The following is a 13,673-nucleotide window of genomic DNA, read 5'->3' on the forward strand; positions in this document are numbered from 1 at the left end:
CGTATTTCGAGGATGTGACGATGCCCGGAAAGGCCGAGTTCTTTATGAACGCAAGTACGGCGCCAGTACGGCGCTACAGACCGAGGGCCATGGCGAGGCGGGTGAGTTCCGCGGTGGTGTTGACGTCGAACTTGGCTCGGATGCGGCGCAGGTAGGTGTCGACGGTGTGTTGGGAGAGCCCCATGTGGCGAGCTGTCTGGAGATAGGTGCGGCCGGCGGCGATGTGCCGCAGGGTCTCCAGTTCACGGGGGGTGAGGGCGGGGGTCTCCGTGGCGTCGGCGGCGGGGGTCGTGGTGAGGGTGGGATGCATGGGGGGTGTTCTCCGGCGGGTCGGCGCGGTCGTCTCTGCTCACACCCTTGGAAGCAGCGGGCAATGCCTGAATGTCTGAATACTCCGCTTTGCCCCTTGTGAAGAGGATGTTTGGGTGAGGTCATGGGCGCGTCTGCCCGTTGTCACAGGCGTGTCACGGGCGGAGTTCCGTGCCGGCGCCGCCTCCGGTTGTGGTTGGTGTGCGTCGGGATCATGCTGGTCAGGGGGGGTGCCGTACGTGAACGGCGAGAGGAGCTGTGATGGCGCGACCTTCCTCCCCTTCCGAGGAGTGGACACGGGCGGGTGACGCGCCGCAGCAGCCGTGCACGGCCACCGTGGACGAGCGCGGCATCGTGACGGGGTGGAGCGAGGCGGCCGGGCGACTCCTGGGGTACGGGCCGGCGGAGGTGGTGGGGCGCCCGGCGGCGCGGCTGCTGGCCGATGACGTCGGGGAGCGCGACGCCGTCGGGGAGCGGGTACGGCGCGTTGCGGCCGGGCGCCGCGGGTGGAGCGGCTCGGCTGTGCTGCGGCATCGGGACGGCCGGCACCTTCCGCGGCGGCTGCTGGCGCACCGGAGGGCTTCCGACGGCCCGGCGGCCGCCGAGTGGCTTGTGGTGGCGGGATCGGCCGGGGGGCCGTCCTCGTCGCCGGGGCAGGACCTGCCGAAGGACGAGGTGTTCGGGGAGTGGGTCTTGCGCCAACTGCCCTGCAGCGTCGGGGTCTTCGACGGGGATCTGCGGCTGGTGGGGGCGAACGCCGGCCTGGAGGGTGCGCTGTCGCTGAGCGCGGAGGACATGCGCGGGTGGCGTCTGACGGAGCTCGCGCCGCATCTGTTGAGCGACCGGGCCGAGGCAGCCATGCGACTGGTGCTGGAAGGGGGCGGGGTGCAGCATGTCGCGGATCTGCTGGGCCCGGGCGGTGTGGGTGCGGAGGGCGGCTGGCCGGTGTCACTGGCCCCGCTGAAGGACGCTGAGGGCCAGGTGCGTGCGGTGTGTCTGGTGGCGTACCGCACGGGGGACGGGGATCCGGCCCGGCAGCGGATGCTGCTTCAGGCCCAGCCCCTTATCGGCACCACCGACGACGCCGAGCGCACGGCACAGGAGCTGACCGAGGCTGCCGTGCCCGCCGTGGCGGACTTCGTCGCCGTCGAGGTACTGGATGCCTTCCGGCGCGGCGGCGAGACGGCCCCGTTCCTGCCGGCCACTTCGGCGGGGCGGGTGGTCCTGGACCGTATCGCGGTGCGGTCCGTCCTCGACGACGGCGGCCCTCTCGTCCCGCCGGGCGGACGGGCGCGCCACCCGGCCGTCTCGCCGGTGACCCGGTGCCTGGTCGAGGGGCAGGCGGCCGTGTACGCAGTGGGCGAGCCGGCCATCACCCGCTGGGTCGAAGAGGATCCCCAGGCCGCCTGGATCGGCCGGGCGGGGGTGCGTTCGCTGATGGTGGTGCCGCTGCGCACCCGGAGCGGCATGCTCGGTGCGGTGCTGCTGGGCCGCCACGGGCGCCGAGGCCCCTTCGCGGCGGACGATGCGTGGCTGGCCGAGCAGCTCGCGGACACGGCGGCCGAGGCCGTTCGCCGGGCCCGGCACCGCGGTCGGGAACGCACCACCACCATGACCCTGCAGCGCAGCCTGCTACCGCAGACGCTGCCCGACCAGCACGCCCTGGACGTCGCCACCCGTTACCTGCCGGCCGGTGGCCGTGCCGGGGTGGGCGGCGACTGGTTCGACGTGATCCCGCTGTCGGGCGCCCGGGTGGCCCTGGTGGTGGGCGATGTCGTCGGTCACGGCGTCCGGGCCTCGGCGACCATGGGCAGGGTGCGCACCGCGGTACGCACCCTGGCCGATGTCGATCTGCCGCCCGACGAACTCCTGACCCACCTCGACGATCTCGTGGTGCACCTGTCCGCCGACGAGGCCGGGCCGCAGGAGGCCGAGGAGGGCGCCGCGGGGATCGGCACCACCTGCCTGTACGCGGTCTACGACCCCATCTCCCGCCGTCTGGCGCTCGCCAGGGCCGGCCACCCCCCGCCCGCCGTGGTCGCCCCCGACGGCGCCGTCCGCTTCCTCGATGTGCCGCCCGGCCCGCCCCTGGGCCTCGGCGGCCTGCCGTTCGAGACCGTCGAGACCGAGCTGGAGGAGGGCAGTCTGATCGCCCTGTACACCGACGGTCTGCTCGAAGCCCGCGACCACGACATCGACGAGGCCCTGGACAAGATGTTCGCCACCCTCGCCCGTCCCGCACCGACGCCGGACACGGTCTGCGACCGGCTCCTCGCCGCCATGCTGACCCACCCGCCGGACGACGACGTCGCCCTGCTCACGGCCCGCACCCGCTGCCTCGGCGCCGACCGGGTCGCCACCTGGGAGCTGGACTTCGATCCCACGGTCGTCGCCGAGGCCCGCCGCATGGCCTCCGACCAGCTGGTCGTCTGGCATCTGGAGGAGGCCGCGTTCATCACCGAACTCGTCGTCAGCGAGCTGGTCACCAACGCCCTGCGTTACGGCCGCCAGCCCATCCGGCTGCGCCTGATCCACGAAGGCCGCACCCTCATCTGCGAGGTCTTCGACTCCAGCAGCACCGCCCCGCACCTGCGCCGCGCCCGGATCTTCGACGAGGGAGGACGGGGCCTGCTGCTGGTCGGCCAGCTCGCCCAGCGCTGGGGTACCCGCCACGAGGCCACCGGCAAGACCGTCTGGGCCGAACAGTTCCTCAACCCGAGCTGAGCTGCCCCGGGGGGTCGCGGGGGTGATGCCGATCTCCGGTGCCCGACAGCCGGCTCACGCGGTGCCCGGCGGCCGGGGTGTGCCCGGCGCGACCGGCTTCGAGACGAGGATGCGGGCCGTACGGGTGGTGGGTTGCGGGGGCTGTGCGGGGGCGCGTGGGGGCGGAGGCTGCGCCGGGGGCTGGGGCTGGGCCTGGGGCGATCGTGCGGGGGTGCGCTACCTGAGCGAGGGAACGCTGCCAGATCAGTGTGGGCATGAGTGCTGGTTCCTTTCGGGGTCCTGTCGTGGTTGGGGTGTCGTGGTGGGGGTGTCGTGGTGGGGGTGTCGTGGTGGGGGTGGGTGGTGTGGCCGGTCCGCCGGCCGTGATCACGGGGCCGGGACCGCCTGCTCGACGGGGGCCTCCGGAGCGGGAGCGGGCTGCGCCTCGGGGTCGGGCTCCGCGTCGGGCTCTGCCTCGGGGTCGGGCTGCACCTCGGAATCGGTGCCGTTCTCGGAATCGGTGCCGTCCTCGGAACCCTGATCCGCGGCGTCGTCCCCGGCTTCAGCGCCCTCCTCCGGAATCTCGATCCCTTCCTCAGTCTCGGTGTCTTCCTCTGACTCGGCGTCTTCCTTGTCCTCGCCCTTGTCCTTGTCCTCGTCCGTGCCCTCCTGCTCGCCCGCCTCCTCGTGCTCGTCCTTGACTTCGTCCTCGTCCTTCCAGTGGTCCTCGTCCTCCCAGAAATGGTCGTGGTGCTCGACCTTCCACTCGCTGTAGTGCTTCTCGAAGTAGTAGTAGTCCTTATGGCTGTCCCAGAAGTACCGCTTGACGTGCTTGACGACTACGAAGTAGCACTCGTACTTCTGCGACCAGTAGAACTTCTGACCGCCCGCCCAGCAGTAGTACTCCTCCTCCCACTTGTCCTTGTCCTTGAAGTCCTCGAGGCGCTTCTCGTGCTGCTCGCTCCAGCACTTGTTCTTCTTGTCCCCGTCCTTGTCCTTGTCCTTGTCCTTGCCCTTGCCCTTGTCCTTGTCTTTGTCCTTCTCCTTGGCCTTGACCTGGGGCGCCACGCTCGCCGCCGACTCGGAGGGCATCGGGGCGGCCGTCGCGGCGGTGGCCGGAAGGACGACGCCTCCTGCGACGACCAGGGCCGACACCGCTGCCGTGGTCAGGCCCAGTCGACGCTTGGAGCGGACGTTCTCGCGAGTGCGGGTGGCAGAATTCATGATTCCTTCTGGAGTGGATGGCCCTTGGTGGCGCCCCGGTGCCTCGTTCGATCCGGCGTTTCCGGTGAGGCGCACTTCCAGTAGGCCCGCCGCGGCCGGCTGGGTCACGTTCCGAGGGCTCGGGACTTGACGCATCCGAAACCGCCAGGTAAAAGCGCCGAGAGCCGGGCCGACGACGGCCACAAGGAAGGAACTGACAACCCGTCAGCGACCAGATCGGCGATCAAAGACCGGCCGGGCCCACAGGGGCGGATGAGGGAGCGGCTGAACAGACCGGTCCACCTGCGTCGGCGGATGCGTGGCCGGCTCCGGCTCGACACCCTGCGCCGTGGTGCGCAACGCCGCCACGAACTCCAGGCAGGAGTCGTAACGGTCCTCGGGGACCTTGGCCAGCGCCCGGGCCAGGACCTCGTCCATCGCCGGCGACGTCTCCGGCCGCCTCTCGCTCAGGGCGGGCGGCTGATCGTACTGGTGGGCCCAGAGCAGTTCCATGCTGTCGTCCCGCTGGAAGGGCGGCCCGCCCGCGAGGGCTTCGTAGACGACGCAGGCGAGGCTGTACAGGTCGCACCTGCCATCCACGGGGCGGCCTGCGATCTGCTCCGGTGCCACATAGTCGAGCGTGCCGACGAACTCGCCCACGGACGTGAGCCCGGTCAGTGACAGCGACTTCTTCGTCAGCCCGAAGTCCGTGAGATAGACATGCTCGGGGTGGTCGCTGTCCGTACCCCGCGCCACCAGCACGTTGCCGGGTTTGACATCCCGGTGCACCAGATCATGCTCATGGGCCGCGTCCAGGGCGGAGGCCACCTGTGCGGCGATACGCAGCACGGTCTTGACCGGCAGGGGACCGTCCCGGTCGAGCAGGGCCCGCAGATCCAGCCCCGGGACGTACCGCATGGCGATGTAGAGGACACCGTTCGTCTCACCGGCCTCGAAGATCGGCACGATGTGCGGATGGTCGAGCGCCGCGGCTGCCCGCTGCTCGTGTGCGAAACGGCGGCGGAAGGTGTCGTTGCGAACCATCTCCGGGGTCAGCAGCTTCAGCGCCACGGTGCGTTCCAGACGCAGATCCTTCGCCCGGTAGACCACGGCCATCCCCCCACGACCGAGCTCGCACTCCACCTGGTAGCCGGCGATCTGCTCCCCGACCAGTCCCGCGCCCATCACCTACCCCCATCCGCGCATCACGCCCCATACATTCACAATTGTCCTGCGGGCCCGCTCGACCGGCCACATCCCTCCAGGGACGACAGGCCGGGGAGACAGGCGGGGGAGACGGGCTGGGGGACGGGCTGGGGACGGGCTGGCGGGACAGGTCAGGACGACGGGTGGGGCGAGAGGTCGGGTCGGCGTGCGGATGGGGCCCGGTGACCACGGCGGACGGCGCGACGGCGCGGCCGCCGAGACGTCACGCGCGAGACGACGCCGCGTCCTCGATCGCCTGCTCGAAGAGCTTCTCCGCCTCGGCGACCGCCTGGCTCAACCCGTCGCGGCCGGCACCCGGAGTCCCGATGACTCCGGCACCCAGAGACCCGACGACGCCGTCGATGCTCCGCAGCCCGGCCCGCTCCAGCAGCCGCTTCTCGTTCGTCACCCATTCCCCGCGCGCCGCAAGCACGGCGTGCCCGGTCTGCACGGCGGCCGTGGCGAGGGCACCCGCGACCTCGGTGAGGCGGCCTGCCGGGGCGTGGTTGGCCCTGGCGTAGGCGAGGGTGGCCCGGGCGGTCCCGTACCAGCGCTCGCTCGCCGTGCGACGCAGCCGCTCGGGATAGGCGGCCGGCCTCGGCAGCTCGCCCCGCAGCACCTGGTTGATCGCCAGCTCCGCCACCACCAAGTAGCTGGGAATCCCCGCGAGATGGAACAGCAACGGCTCCACCCGGAACCGCCCCTCCTCCGCCTCCGCCAACTCCCGCTCCACCACGTCGAGATCGCGATAGTGGACATCCACACGCCGCCCCTCGATCGTCAGCCACGCTCCCCCGTTGAAGACACCGCCACCCCAACCGCCGACCTCCGACACCTCACCCTCCCAGCCGAGGGCACGGAGATCGTCCGGATCGAACGGGCCGCGGTAGTAGACGGCCAGGTCCCAGTCACTGTCCGGCTTGTGGCTGCCCTGGGCCCGGGACCCGCCGAGGGCGACGGCCTGGACGGTGGGGAGGGAGGCCAGACGATCGGCGGTCGTGTCGAGGAAGACGGGGTCGGGGAGTTCGGGGTCGGGTAGGGGAGGCATGGTCGAAGCGTATGGAGCCGCACACCATGCTTCCAGGCAATTACGGAGGCCGGGCGACCGCCCCCCTCCCCCACTGCCCTGACCTGCGACTTCGCCGCGTTGTCAGTGCCGCACGTTATCAATGAAACCGTCACTCAGCGTAACTATGACGATGACGGGGGAAGCAACGATGACGACGCACGAGAAGACTCCAGAGCCGGACGACCGGACCCAGGAGCGGCTCCAGCCGCCGCCCCGCACCCACCTCTCCGCAGCCGGACTACGGGCGCGCGGCTGGACGCCCGGCATGATGCGCCAACTACTCGGCGAACCCGACCTGTTGCGCACCAACCCGCACTTCCGCGCCGCGCCACAGACCCGCCTCTACAGCATCGAGCGCGTGGTAGCCGTCGAGCGGAGCGAGGAGTTCCGCGCCGCTTCGGCGGCTGCCGCGCGGCGGCCCGCTGCCGCGCGGGCCGCTGCTCTGCACAGGCGCCGGGAGGTGCTGCTGCGGATCGCGGCGGAGCCCATCGAGGTGCCGCGACTGGCCCCGGACCGGTTGGCGGCACTGGCCGTCGAGCACCGCAACCGCCTGGAGGAGGAGCGGACGTCGTGGCGTTGGGGCCATGTCCCGGATCCCGCCACGGTCGACGGTGCCGACCCCCACGCGCTCGCCCGCTGGAAGGTCGACTATCTACGCCATCGGCTGACCCGCTACGACAAGATCCTCGACGAGTTGTACGGCCGCACCGGCCGAGCGGCAGCCGAGGAACTGCTGCGCCACCGCTTCTACGCGGCCATCGCCAAGGCGCACCCGGCCCTTGCACGGGAGTGCGAACGCCAACTGCGTGAACGGCAGTGCGGTCCACCGCCCGGATGACATCCCCGGGCGCAGCTCCCAGGACGCCGGGTCGACACGCTGCCGCCTCCCTGCGCTCCGGGCGCATGAAGGATGATCAAGTCGCCCGTGTACATGAACGCCTCACGGCCCGTTCCGAGTTGTGTCCCGTCGCCTTCGGCGGGAGGCGGCGGTTCGGCCTCTGGGACCTCGCCTCGCGACCGGCCAACCGGCTGAGAGTGAGAGAGGGAAATTCGGATGCGTACACCGACCAGGCCCCGGATGATCGGCGAGTTGTCGCCCTACAACTCAACACCTCTCAGGCAGCCCCAGGAGAAGCCCCATGATCCGGCGCGTCACCTCCCCCGTCCTCTTCCCTCCTCCCACCTACTCCCACGCCTCCATCGTCGAGGCCGGCACGAGACTCGCCTTCCTCGCCGGTTCCGTGCCCATGGACGGTGACGGGAACCTCGTCGGCGAAGGGGACCCCGTACGGCAGGCCGAGCAGGTGATCGCCAACCTGGAGGAGCAACTGCGGTCGATCGGCAGCGACTTGGCGCACGTCCTGTCGACCGAGGTGTACGTCGTGAGCGGTGACACCGCGGTGCTGTCCGCCGTCTGGGAGGTCGTCGAGGCGTCGGGGCTGAGCGTCGGTCCGCACTCGTCGACTCTGCTGGGTGTGGCCTGCCTCGGATACACGGGGCAGTTGGTGGAGATCACGGCCACCGCCGTCGTTCCGGAGAAGCCGGCTCAGGGTCCGCGGCCATGACCCCCGTCGCGCTCCGCCGCGCCACCGCCTCCGACGCGGGGGCCGCAGCCGACGTCTGGCTGCGGTCCTTCGCCTCCGCCCTGCCGACGGTCGTCCGGCCGCGCTCCGACGACGACGTGCGGACCTACTTCCGGGAGGTGGTGGTCCTGCTCAGGGAGACCTGGGTCGCCGAGGCCGCCGACCGGGTCGTCGGCCTCATGGTCCTCGACCGTGACCAGCTCTCCCAGCTCTACCTCGACCCCGACTGGCGAGGACGAGGCATCGGCGGCCGTTTCGTCGACCTCGCAAAGCGACGCAGGCCGGCCGGGCTGAACCTATGGACCTTCCAGGTCAACAAGCCCGCCCACCGCTTCTACGAACGCCACGGCTTCGTCGCCGTCGAGTACACGGACGGCAGCGGCAACGAGGAGCAGGAGCCGGACGTGCGGTACGCCTGGCATCCCTCCCTCGTCACCCACGACCACCCTCCGAGCACCACTGATCATCACTGATCGTCACCGATCGCCACCGATCATTCGCCGATCGCCCGGTAATCATCCGCCGATCACTACTGATTGACGACTGATCACCCTCGATCACCCAGCGGCGGCCCCCACACCCGCCGCTTGGGCAACGGCTTCGCGTACGTCCCCGCCCGGCTCGTCGTCAGCCCCAACCCCACCAGCGACTCGGCGAGTTTGACGGCCGCCCCGACCCCGTCGACCACCGGAACCCCCAGCTTCTCCCTCACGGTCCGCTGCAATCCGGTCATCCCGGCACAGCCCAGCACCAGGACCTCGGCGCCCGCGTCCCGCGCCCGTTCGGCGGCCGCCAGGAAGGCGGACTCCGTGCGCTCGCCGTCCTCCAGTTGCAGCACGCCGAGCCCGGTACCGACCACGGCGACGCAGTTGCGGCGCACGCCGGCGGTTTCGAGGCTGTCCTCGATCTGCCCGCACGACCGCTCCAGCGTGGTCACCACGCCGTACCGTCGCCCGAGCAGGCAGGCCAGATGCGCGGCCGCCTCCGTGATGTCGACGACGGGTACGTCCACCAGTTCCCGGACGCCCTCCCTTCCGTGCTCCCCGAAGCCGGCCATGACGACCGCGTCGTACTCGGGCCCCTCGTACGTCCGCAGCGCGTCCATCACGGCCGCCGCCGAGAGGTAGCTGTCGAGCCAGCCCTCCGCCGACTCCGGCCCCCACGCGGGGGTCAGTCCGAGCACGGTGGTGCCCGGGCCTGCGACGGCCCGGGCACCTCGTACGATCTCCTCGGTCATCTCCTGCGTGGTGTTGCAGTTGGTGACGACGATCCGCACGTTCTTCAGACCTCCTGGGTCTCGGACTTGGCGGCTGACTCGACGGCCGGGTCGAGGGCGGCCTCGGCGCGCTCACCGCGGCACAGCACCAGGTAGAGCCCCGCCGCCATCGCCGTACCGATGAACCACGAGTACGGCGCCACATCGCTGAAGGTCTTCACCAGCGCCAGCACCGCCGCGACCCCCGCCGAGGGCAGGAACGCCCACAGCGCCTTGGGGTTGACGCCCTTGCGGTAGTAGTAGCGCGAGCCCGGCTCGGCGGAGAACAGCTCGTCGACGTCCACCCGGCCGTGCTTGACGAGGTAGTAGTCGACCATGATCACGCCGAACAGCGGGCCGAGGAAGGCGCCCAGGCCGCCCAGGAAGTAGTTCACGACCGTCGGGTTCGAGAAGAGGTTCCAGGGGGTCACGACGAGCGCCGCCACCGTGCTGATCATGCCGCCGACCTTGAAGGTGATCTTCTGCGGCCAGACGTTGGCCAGGTCGTACGCCGGTGAGACGAAGTTGGCGACGATGTTGACGCCCATGGTGGCGATGGCGAACGTCAGGGCGGCCAGGACCAGGATCCAGGTGTTGCCGACCTTCGCCACCAGCTCCGCCGGATCCGTGATGGCCTCGCCGAACACCTCCAGCGAACCGGCGGTGACGATCACGGAGACGACCACGAAGGCCGTCGAGTTGATGGGCAGGCCCCAGAAGTTGCCCTTGCGGACCGTCCGGTAGTCCGGCGCGAAGCGCGAGAAGTCGCAGAAGTTGAGCATCAGCGTGCCGTACGTGGCGAGGATCAGGCCGATCGCGCCGAACCACTGCCGCCACTGCTCGCCGACGGAGACCGGGTGCGGGGTGCTCGTGAGCGAGATCGTCCAGCCGGCCTTTGCCAGGATCCAGACCGCCAGCGCGATCATCACCACCCAGATCGCCGGACCGCAGAAGTCCTGGAACTTGCGCACCGACTCCATGCCCTGGCTGATGATCAGCGCCTGGATGAGCCAGAGGGAGAGGAAGGAGACCCAGCCGAGCGCGTGCAGGCCCAGGAAGGAACTGTGCGTCCAGGACTCCAGGCCCGGCCAGGCGGCCAGCAGCATCACATTGACGGCGACGGACGCGAGATAGGTCTGGATGCCGTACCACATGATGGCGATCACGGCCCTGATCAGCGCCGGGATGTTGGCGCCCCAGACGCCGAAGCTGATGCGGCTGACCACGGGGAACGGGACGCCGTGGCGCTGGCCGATCTTCCCCATCCAGTTCATGCCGATGTAGATGAGCACGAAGCCGACGAGCAGGGACGTGAAGACCTGCCACACGTTCATGCCGAGGACCAGCAGCCCGGCCGCGAACGTGTAGTTGCCGAGGTTGTGGACGTCGGACATCCACAGGGCGAAGAGGTCGAAGACCTTCCAGTTGCGCTTGCCGGCGGGCGCGAGGTCTTCGTTGGTGAGCCTGGGATCGGGGACGAACGCTGGTGTGCCGGTGACTTCGGCACGGTCGGCAAGGGACACGGGGCCTCCAGGAGCCAAGGGACGGAGGACTGCTTGTGGAGGGGACTGCTGCGGGGACTGCGCGGGGGCTGTTCGTGAGGACGGCTGGACTGCTTGGACTGCTCGCAAGCAGTGTTTGGTATACCAAACTGCGGACATGGTCCTCCCGTCAACAGTTCCGACCGATGTCGCTCTTGTTAACGCTCCGTAAAACACACCCCGAGTCCGCCAAAATGGCCCCATGAGCTCCACGACGAAGATCGAACCCATCGGCGCGGTACGGGAACGCGTCCTGGCGACCCTGCGGCAGGACATCATCGCCGGACGCCTGCGGCCCGGTGACCGGCTGGTCGAGCGGGAGCTGGCCGAGCGCCTCGGGGTCTCGCGCGTGCCGGTCCGCGAGGCGATCCGGGCCCTGGTCGTGGAGGGTTTCGTCCACTTCGAGTCGGCACGCCGTACGGTCGTACGCCGACTGGCCCCCGCCGACGTCAAGGAGCTCTTCGAACTGCGCGAGGCCCTGGAGGTGTACGCGGCCGGGCTCGCCGCGGCACGAGCGACACCGGAGGACCTGGCCGAGGTCGAGCGGCTCCTCGACCAGGCGGCCGCCGCCACCGAGGCGGAAGACGCGGAGACCATCACGGACGTCAACAGCCGGCTGCACGACCGCATCGTCGCCATGGCCGGCAACAACCTGCTGACAGAGGCCCTGGAACCGGTCGCCGGGCGCCTGCGCTGGATGACCCGGCGGAACGAGGAGTGGCCCCAACTCCTCGTGGAGCACCGGGAGTTGTACGAGGCGATCGCCTCCGGCGACCCGGCACGGGCACGGGCGCACGCGCTGGCCCATGTGCAGACCAACTACCGGTCGACGATGCGGCAGCTGTTCGGTGAGGAGGCCGGCCGGCGTCCCGCGTGATCCGACTGGCTCCGCCTCATCGCAGTGAGGCCGCCCGTGCCGCCGTACTCAGCACCTCCCGCAGCATCGCGGGGGTGAGCCTGCCGGTGAAGGTGTTGCGCTGGCTGACGTGGAAGCACCCGAAGAGGTCGAGCCCGCCCACCCCGCCGACGCCCTCCAGCGCGACCCGCGCCCCGTGCGCGAACGCGGGCCGCGGCCGGGGCACGTTCCACCCCGCCTCCGCCAGCACGGGCAGCGTCGCCTGCCAGCCGAAGGCGCCGAGCACGACGATCGCCCGCAACGTCGGCCGCAACAGCCCGAGCTCCTGCACGAGCCAGGACCGGCAGGTCTCCCGCTCACCCGGGGTGGGCTTGTTCGCGGGCGGCGCGCAGTGCACGGGTGCCGTGACGCGTACGCCGTACAGCTCCAGACCGTCGTCGATGGCGACCGACGTGGGCTGCGAGGCGAGGCCCACGTCGTACAGCGCCTGGTACAGCACGTCACCGGAGCGGTCCCCGGTGAACATCCGGCCCGTCCGATTGCCGCCGTGGGCCGCCGGGGCGAGACCGACGATCAGCAGCCGGGCGTCGGGCGGGCCGAAGCCGGGCACCGGGCGGCCCCAGTACGTCTGGTCGGCGAAGGCGGCGCGCTTGGTGCGGGCCACCTCCTCACGCCAGTCGACCAGCCGTGGGCAGGCCCGGCAGCCCGCGATCCGGCGGTCGAGGTCGGTGAGGGCATCCACAGCTCCACGGTAGACACAGTCCCACCGGAACAGCCGTCCCGGCTCCGTACGCGGACTAAGGTCGAGGCATGGCTTCCGAGAATGACGAGGAGACGAGCGGCGGTACGGCCGAGGGGCAGCCGGACGCGAACGGCACCGAGCAGGCCGTCGACGCGAAGGCCGCCGCAGCCGAGGCCGCCGGTCCGCGGAGCGGCGAGAGCGTGCGGATCGACAGCTGGATCTGGTCCGTACGCCTGGTCAAGACCCGCTCCATGGGCGCCACCGCCTGCAAGGGCGGGCACGTGCGCGTGAACGGCCACAACGTGAAGCCCTCCCACGCCGTCCGCGTCGGCGACGAGGTGCGACTGCGGCAGGAGAACCGCGAGCGGATCGTCATCGTCAAGCGCCTCATCAGCAAGCGGGTCGGCGCCCCGGTGGCGGTCCAGTGCTACGTCGACAACTCGCCCCCTCCCCCGCCGCGCGAGGCCGTCGCCCCGGCCGGCATCCGCGACCGCGGCGCGGGCCGCCCGACCAAGCGGGACCGCCGCGAGATGGAACGGCTGCGCGGGCTCATGGACGGCAGGGCGGAACGGCCGCGCGAACGGTGACTCCCCCACTCTCGACCTCGATCGAGCGGGGGAACCCCCAAGGCGGTGGCGTCCGGGGCGAGCCTTCCTGGCCCCACCGGACGCCAGCGACGTCGTACGTCACGCTCATCGTCGCAGCAGCAGCCGCAGCAGCTCCGTATTGGAGTCACGCCGCACCCAGGCGATCAGGGCGAACGGCACGATCAGGATGAGCGGTGTGGCGGCGTACTGCCCGTCGAAGACGGCGACCTGGACGAACGCGCCCACCATCAGCGCGATGAACGCCATGGCCGCCAGCGACTGCAGCACCGGGATCAACAGCGCGATGGCTCCGGCCAGTTCAAGGGCACCGATGATGTACATGCCCGTGCTGCCCCAGCCGAGCTCGTCGAACGACTCGGCGGCCGACGAGTGCGCGATCAGCTTGGGCACAGCGCTCGCGATGCCCGTGAAGAGCGCGAGCAGCACCTGCAGGCCGCGCAGGGCGATACGGGCCCGGCGGCCGCGGGCGGTCGTGGACTCCGCGACGAGGGTGCCGGTGGAGGCGGGCGCAACGGGGACGGTGCTCTCGGGCATGGGGTTCTCCTGTGTGCAACAGTGGTCCGTGGTGCTGTCACAGAGGTAGACCCGGGGATGCCGC

Annotated in this window: 14 protein-coding genes; 6 read left to right on the forward strand and 8 right to left on the reverse strand. The window is 70.6% G+C overall.

All coding sequences use genetic code 11. The features are described 5' to 3' along the window. Positions 1 to 73: 73 nt before the first annotated feature. A complete protein-coding gene (locus ABIE67_RS12725) occupies positions 74 to 310 on the reverse strand; it encodes a response regulator transcription factor (RefSeq protein WP_370256569.1) in 237 nt (78 codons plus the stop codon). 260 nt (positions 311 to 570) lie between these two features. Between ABIE67_RS12725 and ABIE67_RS12730 the strand changes: the two genes are divergently transcribed. Continuing rightward, positions 571 to 3,033: a SpoIIE family protein phosphatase gene (locus ABIE67_RS12730; protein WP_370256570.1), complete on the forward strand. Its 2,463-nt coding sequence runs from the start codon at positions 571 to 573 to the stop codon at positions 3,031 to 3,033. Between the two features lie 366 nt (positions 3,034 to 3,399). Here ABIE67_RS12730 and ABIE67_RS12735 read toward each other — a convergent pair whose 3' ends face one another. The 3 genes from ABIE67_RS12735 to ABIE67_RS12745 all read right to left on the reverse strand — a co-directional run bounded on the left by ABIE67_RS12735 (position 3,400) and on the right by ABIE67_RS12745 (position 6,469). Beyond that, complete coding sequence (locus ABIE67_RS12735; RefSeq protein ID WP_370256571.1) at positions 3,400 to 4,236, reverse strand: hypothetical protein; 837 nt, start codon at positions 4,234 to 4,236, stop codon at positions 3,400 to 3,402. A gap of 204 nt (positions 4,237 to 4,440) precedes the next feature. Continuing rightward, positions 4,441 to 5,400, reverse strand: coding sequence for a serine/threonine-protein kinase (locus tag ABIE67_RS12740; protein WP_370256572.1), 960 nt, complete (start codon positions 5,398 to 5,400; stop codon positions 4,441 to 4,443). Positions 5,401 to 5,644: 244 nt separating this feature from the next. Continuing rightward, the gene (locus tag ABIE67_RS12745; protein ID WP_370256574.1) at positions 5,645 to 6,469 is read right to left on the reverse strand and encodes a nucleotidyltransferase domain-containing protein; all 825 of its coding nucleotides are present in this window, start codon (positions 6,467 to 6,469) and stop codon (positions 5,645 to 5,647) included. A 169-nt stretch (positions 6,470 to 6,638) separates the two neighbouring features. Here ABIE67_RS12745 and ABIE67_RS12750 point away from each other — a divergent pair, with 169 nt between their 5' ends. The 3 genes from ABIE67_RS12750 to ABIE67_RS12760 all read left to right on the forward strand — a co-directional run bounded on the left by ABIE67_RS12750 (position 6,639) and on the right by ABIE67_RS12760 (position 8,546). Continuing rightward, on the forward strand, positions 6,639 to 7,328 hold the full coding sequence (locus ABIE67_RS12750) for a hypothetical protein (RefSeq protein ID WP_370256577.1): 690 nt from the start codon (positions 6,639 to 6,641) through the stop codon (positions 7,326 to 7,328). A 301-nt stretch (positions 7,329 to 7,629) separates the two neighbouring features. Beyond that, entirely contained in the window at positions 7,630 to 8,055 is a 426-nt protein-coding gene (locus ABIE67_RS12755) for a RidA family protein (RefSeq protein WP_370256579.1), read from the forward strand. After that, positions 8,052 to 8,546, forward strand: coding sequence for an N-acetyltransferase family protein (locus ABIE67_RS12760; RefSeq protein WP_370256580.1), 495 nt, complete (start codon positions 8,052 to 8,054; stop codon positions 8,544 to 8,546). Before ABIE67_RS12755 ends, ABIE67_RS12760 begins: the two co-directional genes overlap by 4 nt. 74 nt (positions 8,547 to 8,620) lie before the next feature. Here the strand turns inward: ABIE67_RS12760 and ABIE67_RS12765 are convergent, their stop codons facing one another. After that, positions 8,621 to 9,349 (reverse strand): aspartate/glutamate racemase family protein, encoded by a 729-nt coding sequence (locus tag ABIE67_RS12765; RefSeq protein WP_370256581.1) that lies wholly within the window; start codon positions 9,347 to 9,349, stop codon positions 8,621 to 8,623. Between the two features lie 5 nt (positions 9,350 to 9,354). Continuing rightward, positions 9,355 to 10,851 (reverse strand): NCS1 family nucleobase:cation symporter-1, encoded by a 1,497-nt coding sequence (locus ABIE67_RS12770; RefSeq protein WP_370256582.1) that lies wholly within the window; start codon positions 10,849 to 10,851, stop codon positions 9,355 to 9,357. 220 nt (positions 10,852 to 11,071) lie between these two features. On the opposite strand from ABIE67_RS12770, the gene ABIE67_RS12775 reads away from it, so the two are divergent. Continuing rightward, positions 11,072 to 11,746 carry a GntR family transcriptional regulator gene (locus tag ABIE67_RS12775; RefSeq protein ID WP_370256583.1) on the forward strand — a complete coding sequence of 225 codons (675 nt, stop codon included), beginning with the start codon at positions 11,072 to 11,074 and terminating at the stop codon, positions 11,744 to 11,746. A gap of 16 nt (positions 11,747 to 11,762) precedes the next feature. Here the strand turns inward: ABIE67_RS12775 and ABIE67_RS12780 are convergent, their stop codons facing one another. Beyond that, entirely contained in the window at positions 11,763 to 12,467 is a 705-nt protein-coding gene (locus ABIE67_RS12780) for a uracil-DNA glycosylase (RefSeq protein ID WP_370256584.1), read from the reverse strand. Between the two features lie 68 nt (positions 12,468 to 12,535). Between ABIE67_RS12780 and ABIE67_RS12785 the strand changes: the two genes are divergently transcribed. Then, positions 12,536 to 13,054 carry an RNA-binding S4 domain-containing protein gene (locus ABIE67_RS12785; RefSeq protein WP_370256585.1) on the forward strand — a complete coding sequence of 173 codons (519 nt, stop codon included), beginning with the start codon at positions 12,536 to 12,538 and terminating at the stop codon, positions 13,052 to 13,054. A gap of 105 nt (positions 13,055 to 13,159) precedes the next feature. Here the strand turns inward: ABIE67_RS12785 and ABIE67_RS12790 are convergent, their stop codons facing one another. Beyond that, positions 13,160 to 13,609 carry a DoxX family protein gene (locus tag ABIE67_RS12790; RefSeq protein WP_370256586.1) on the reverse strand — a complete coding sequence of 150 codons (450 nt, stop codon included), beginning with the start codon at positions 13,607 to 13,609 and terminating at the stop codon, positions 13,160 to 13,162. Positions 13,610 to 13,673 lie beyond the last annotated feature (64 nt).

Source organism: Streptomyces sp. V4I8, from assembly GCF_041261225.1.
Taxonomy (GTDB): Bacteria; Actinomycetota; Actinomycetes; order Streptomycetales; family Streptomycetaceae; genus Streptomyces.

What these genes read in the sequence shown, in the direction of transcription:
- ABIE67_RS12740 (WP_370256572.1), bottom strand. Translation starts at nt 5,400, where the DNA reads ATGGGCGCGGGACTGGTCGGGGAGCAGATCGCCGGCTACCAGGTGGAG.
- ABIE67_RS12785 (WP_370256585.1), top strand. Translation starts at nt 12,536, where the DNA reads ATGGCTTCCGAGAATGACGAGGAGACGAGCGGCGGTACGGCCGAGGGG.
- ABIE67_RS12735 (WP_370256571.1), bottom strand. Translation starts at nt 4,236, where the DNA reads ATGAATTCTGCCACCCGCACTCGCGAGAACGTCCGCTCCAAGCGTCGA.
- ABIE67_RS12760 (WP_370256580.1), top strand. Translation starts at nt 8,052, where the DNA reads ATGACCCCCGTCGCGCTCCGCCGCGCCACCGCCTCCGACGCGGGGGCC.
- ABIE67_RS12755 (WP_370256579.1), top strand. Translation starts at nt 7,630, where the DNA reads ATGATCCGGCGCGTCACCTCCCCCGTCCTCTTCCCTCCTCCCACCTAC.
- ABIE67_RS12730 (WP_370256570.1), top strand. Translation starts at nt 571, where the DNA reads ATGGCGCGACCTTCCTCCCCTTCCGAGGAGTGGACACGGGCGGGTGAC.
- ABIE67_RS12750 (WP_370256577.1), top strand. Translation starts at nt 6,639, where the DNA reads ATGACGACGCACGAGAAGACTCCAGAGCCGGACGACCGGACCCAGGAG.
- ABIE67_RS12790 (WP_370256586.1), bottom strand. Translation starts at nt 13,609, where the DNA reads ATGCCCGAGAGCACCGTCCCCGTTGCGCCCGCCTCCACCGGCACCCTC.
- ABIE67_RS12725 (WP_370256569.1), bottom strand. Translation starts at nt 310, where the DNA reads ATGCATCCCACCCTCACCACGACCCCCGCCGCCGACGCCACGGAGACC.
- ABIE67_RS12775 (WP_370256583.1), top strand. Translation starts at nt 11,072, where the DNA reads ATGAGCTCCACGACGAAGATCGAACCCATCGGCGCGGTACGGGAACGC.
- ABIE67_RS12745 (WP_370256574.1), bottom strand. Translation starts at nt 6,469, where the DNA reads ATGCCTCCCCTACCCGACCCCGAACTCCCCGACCCCGTCTTCCTCGAC.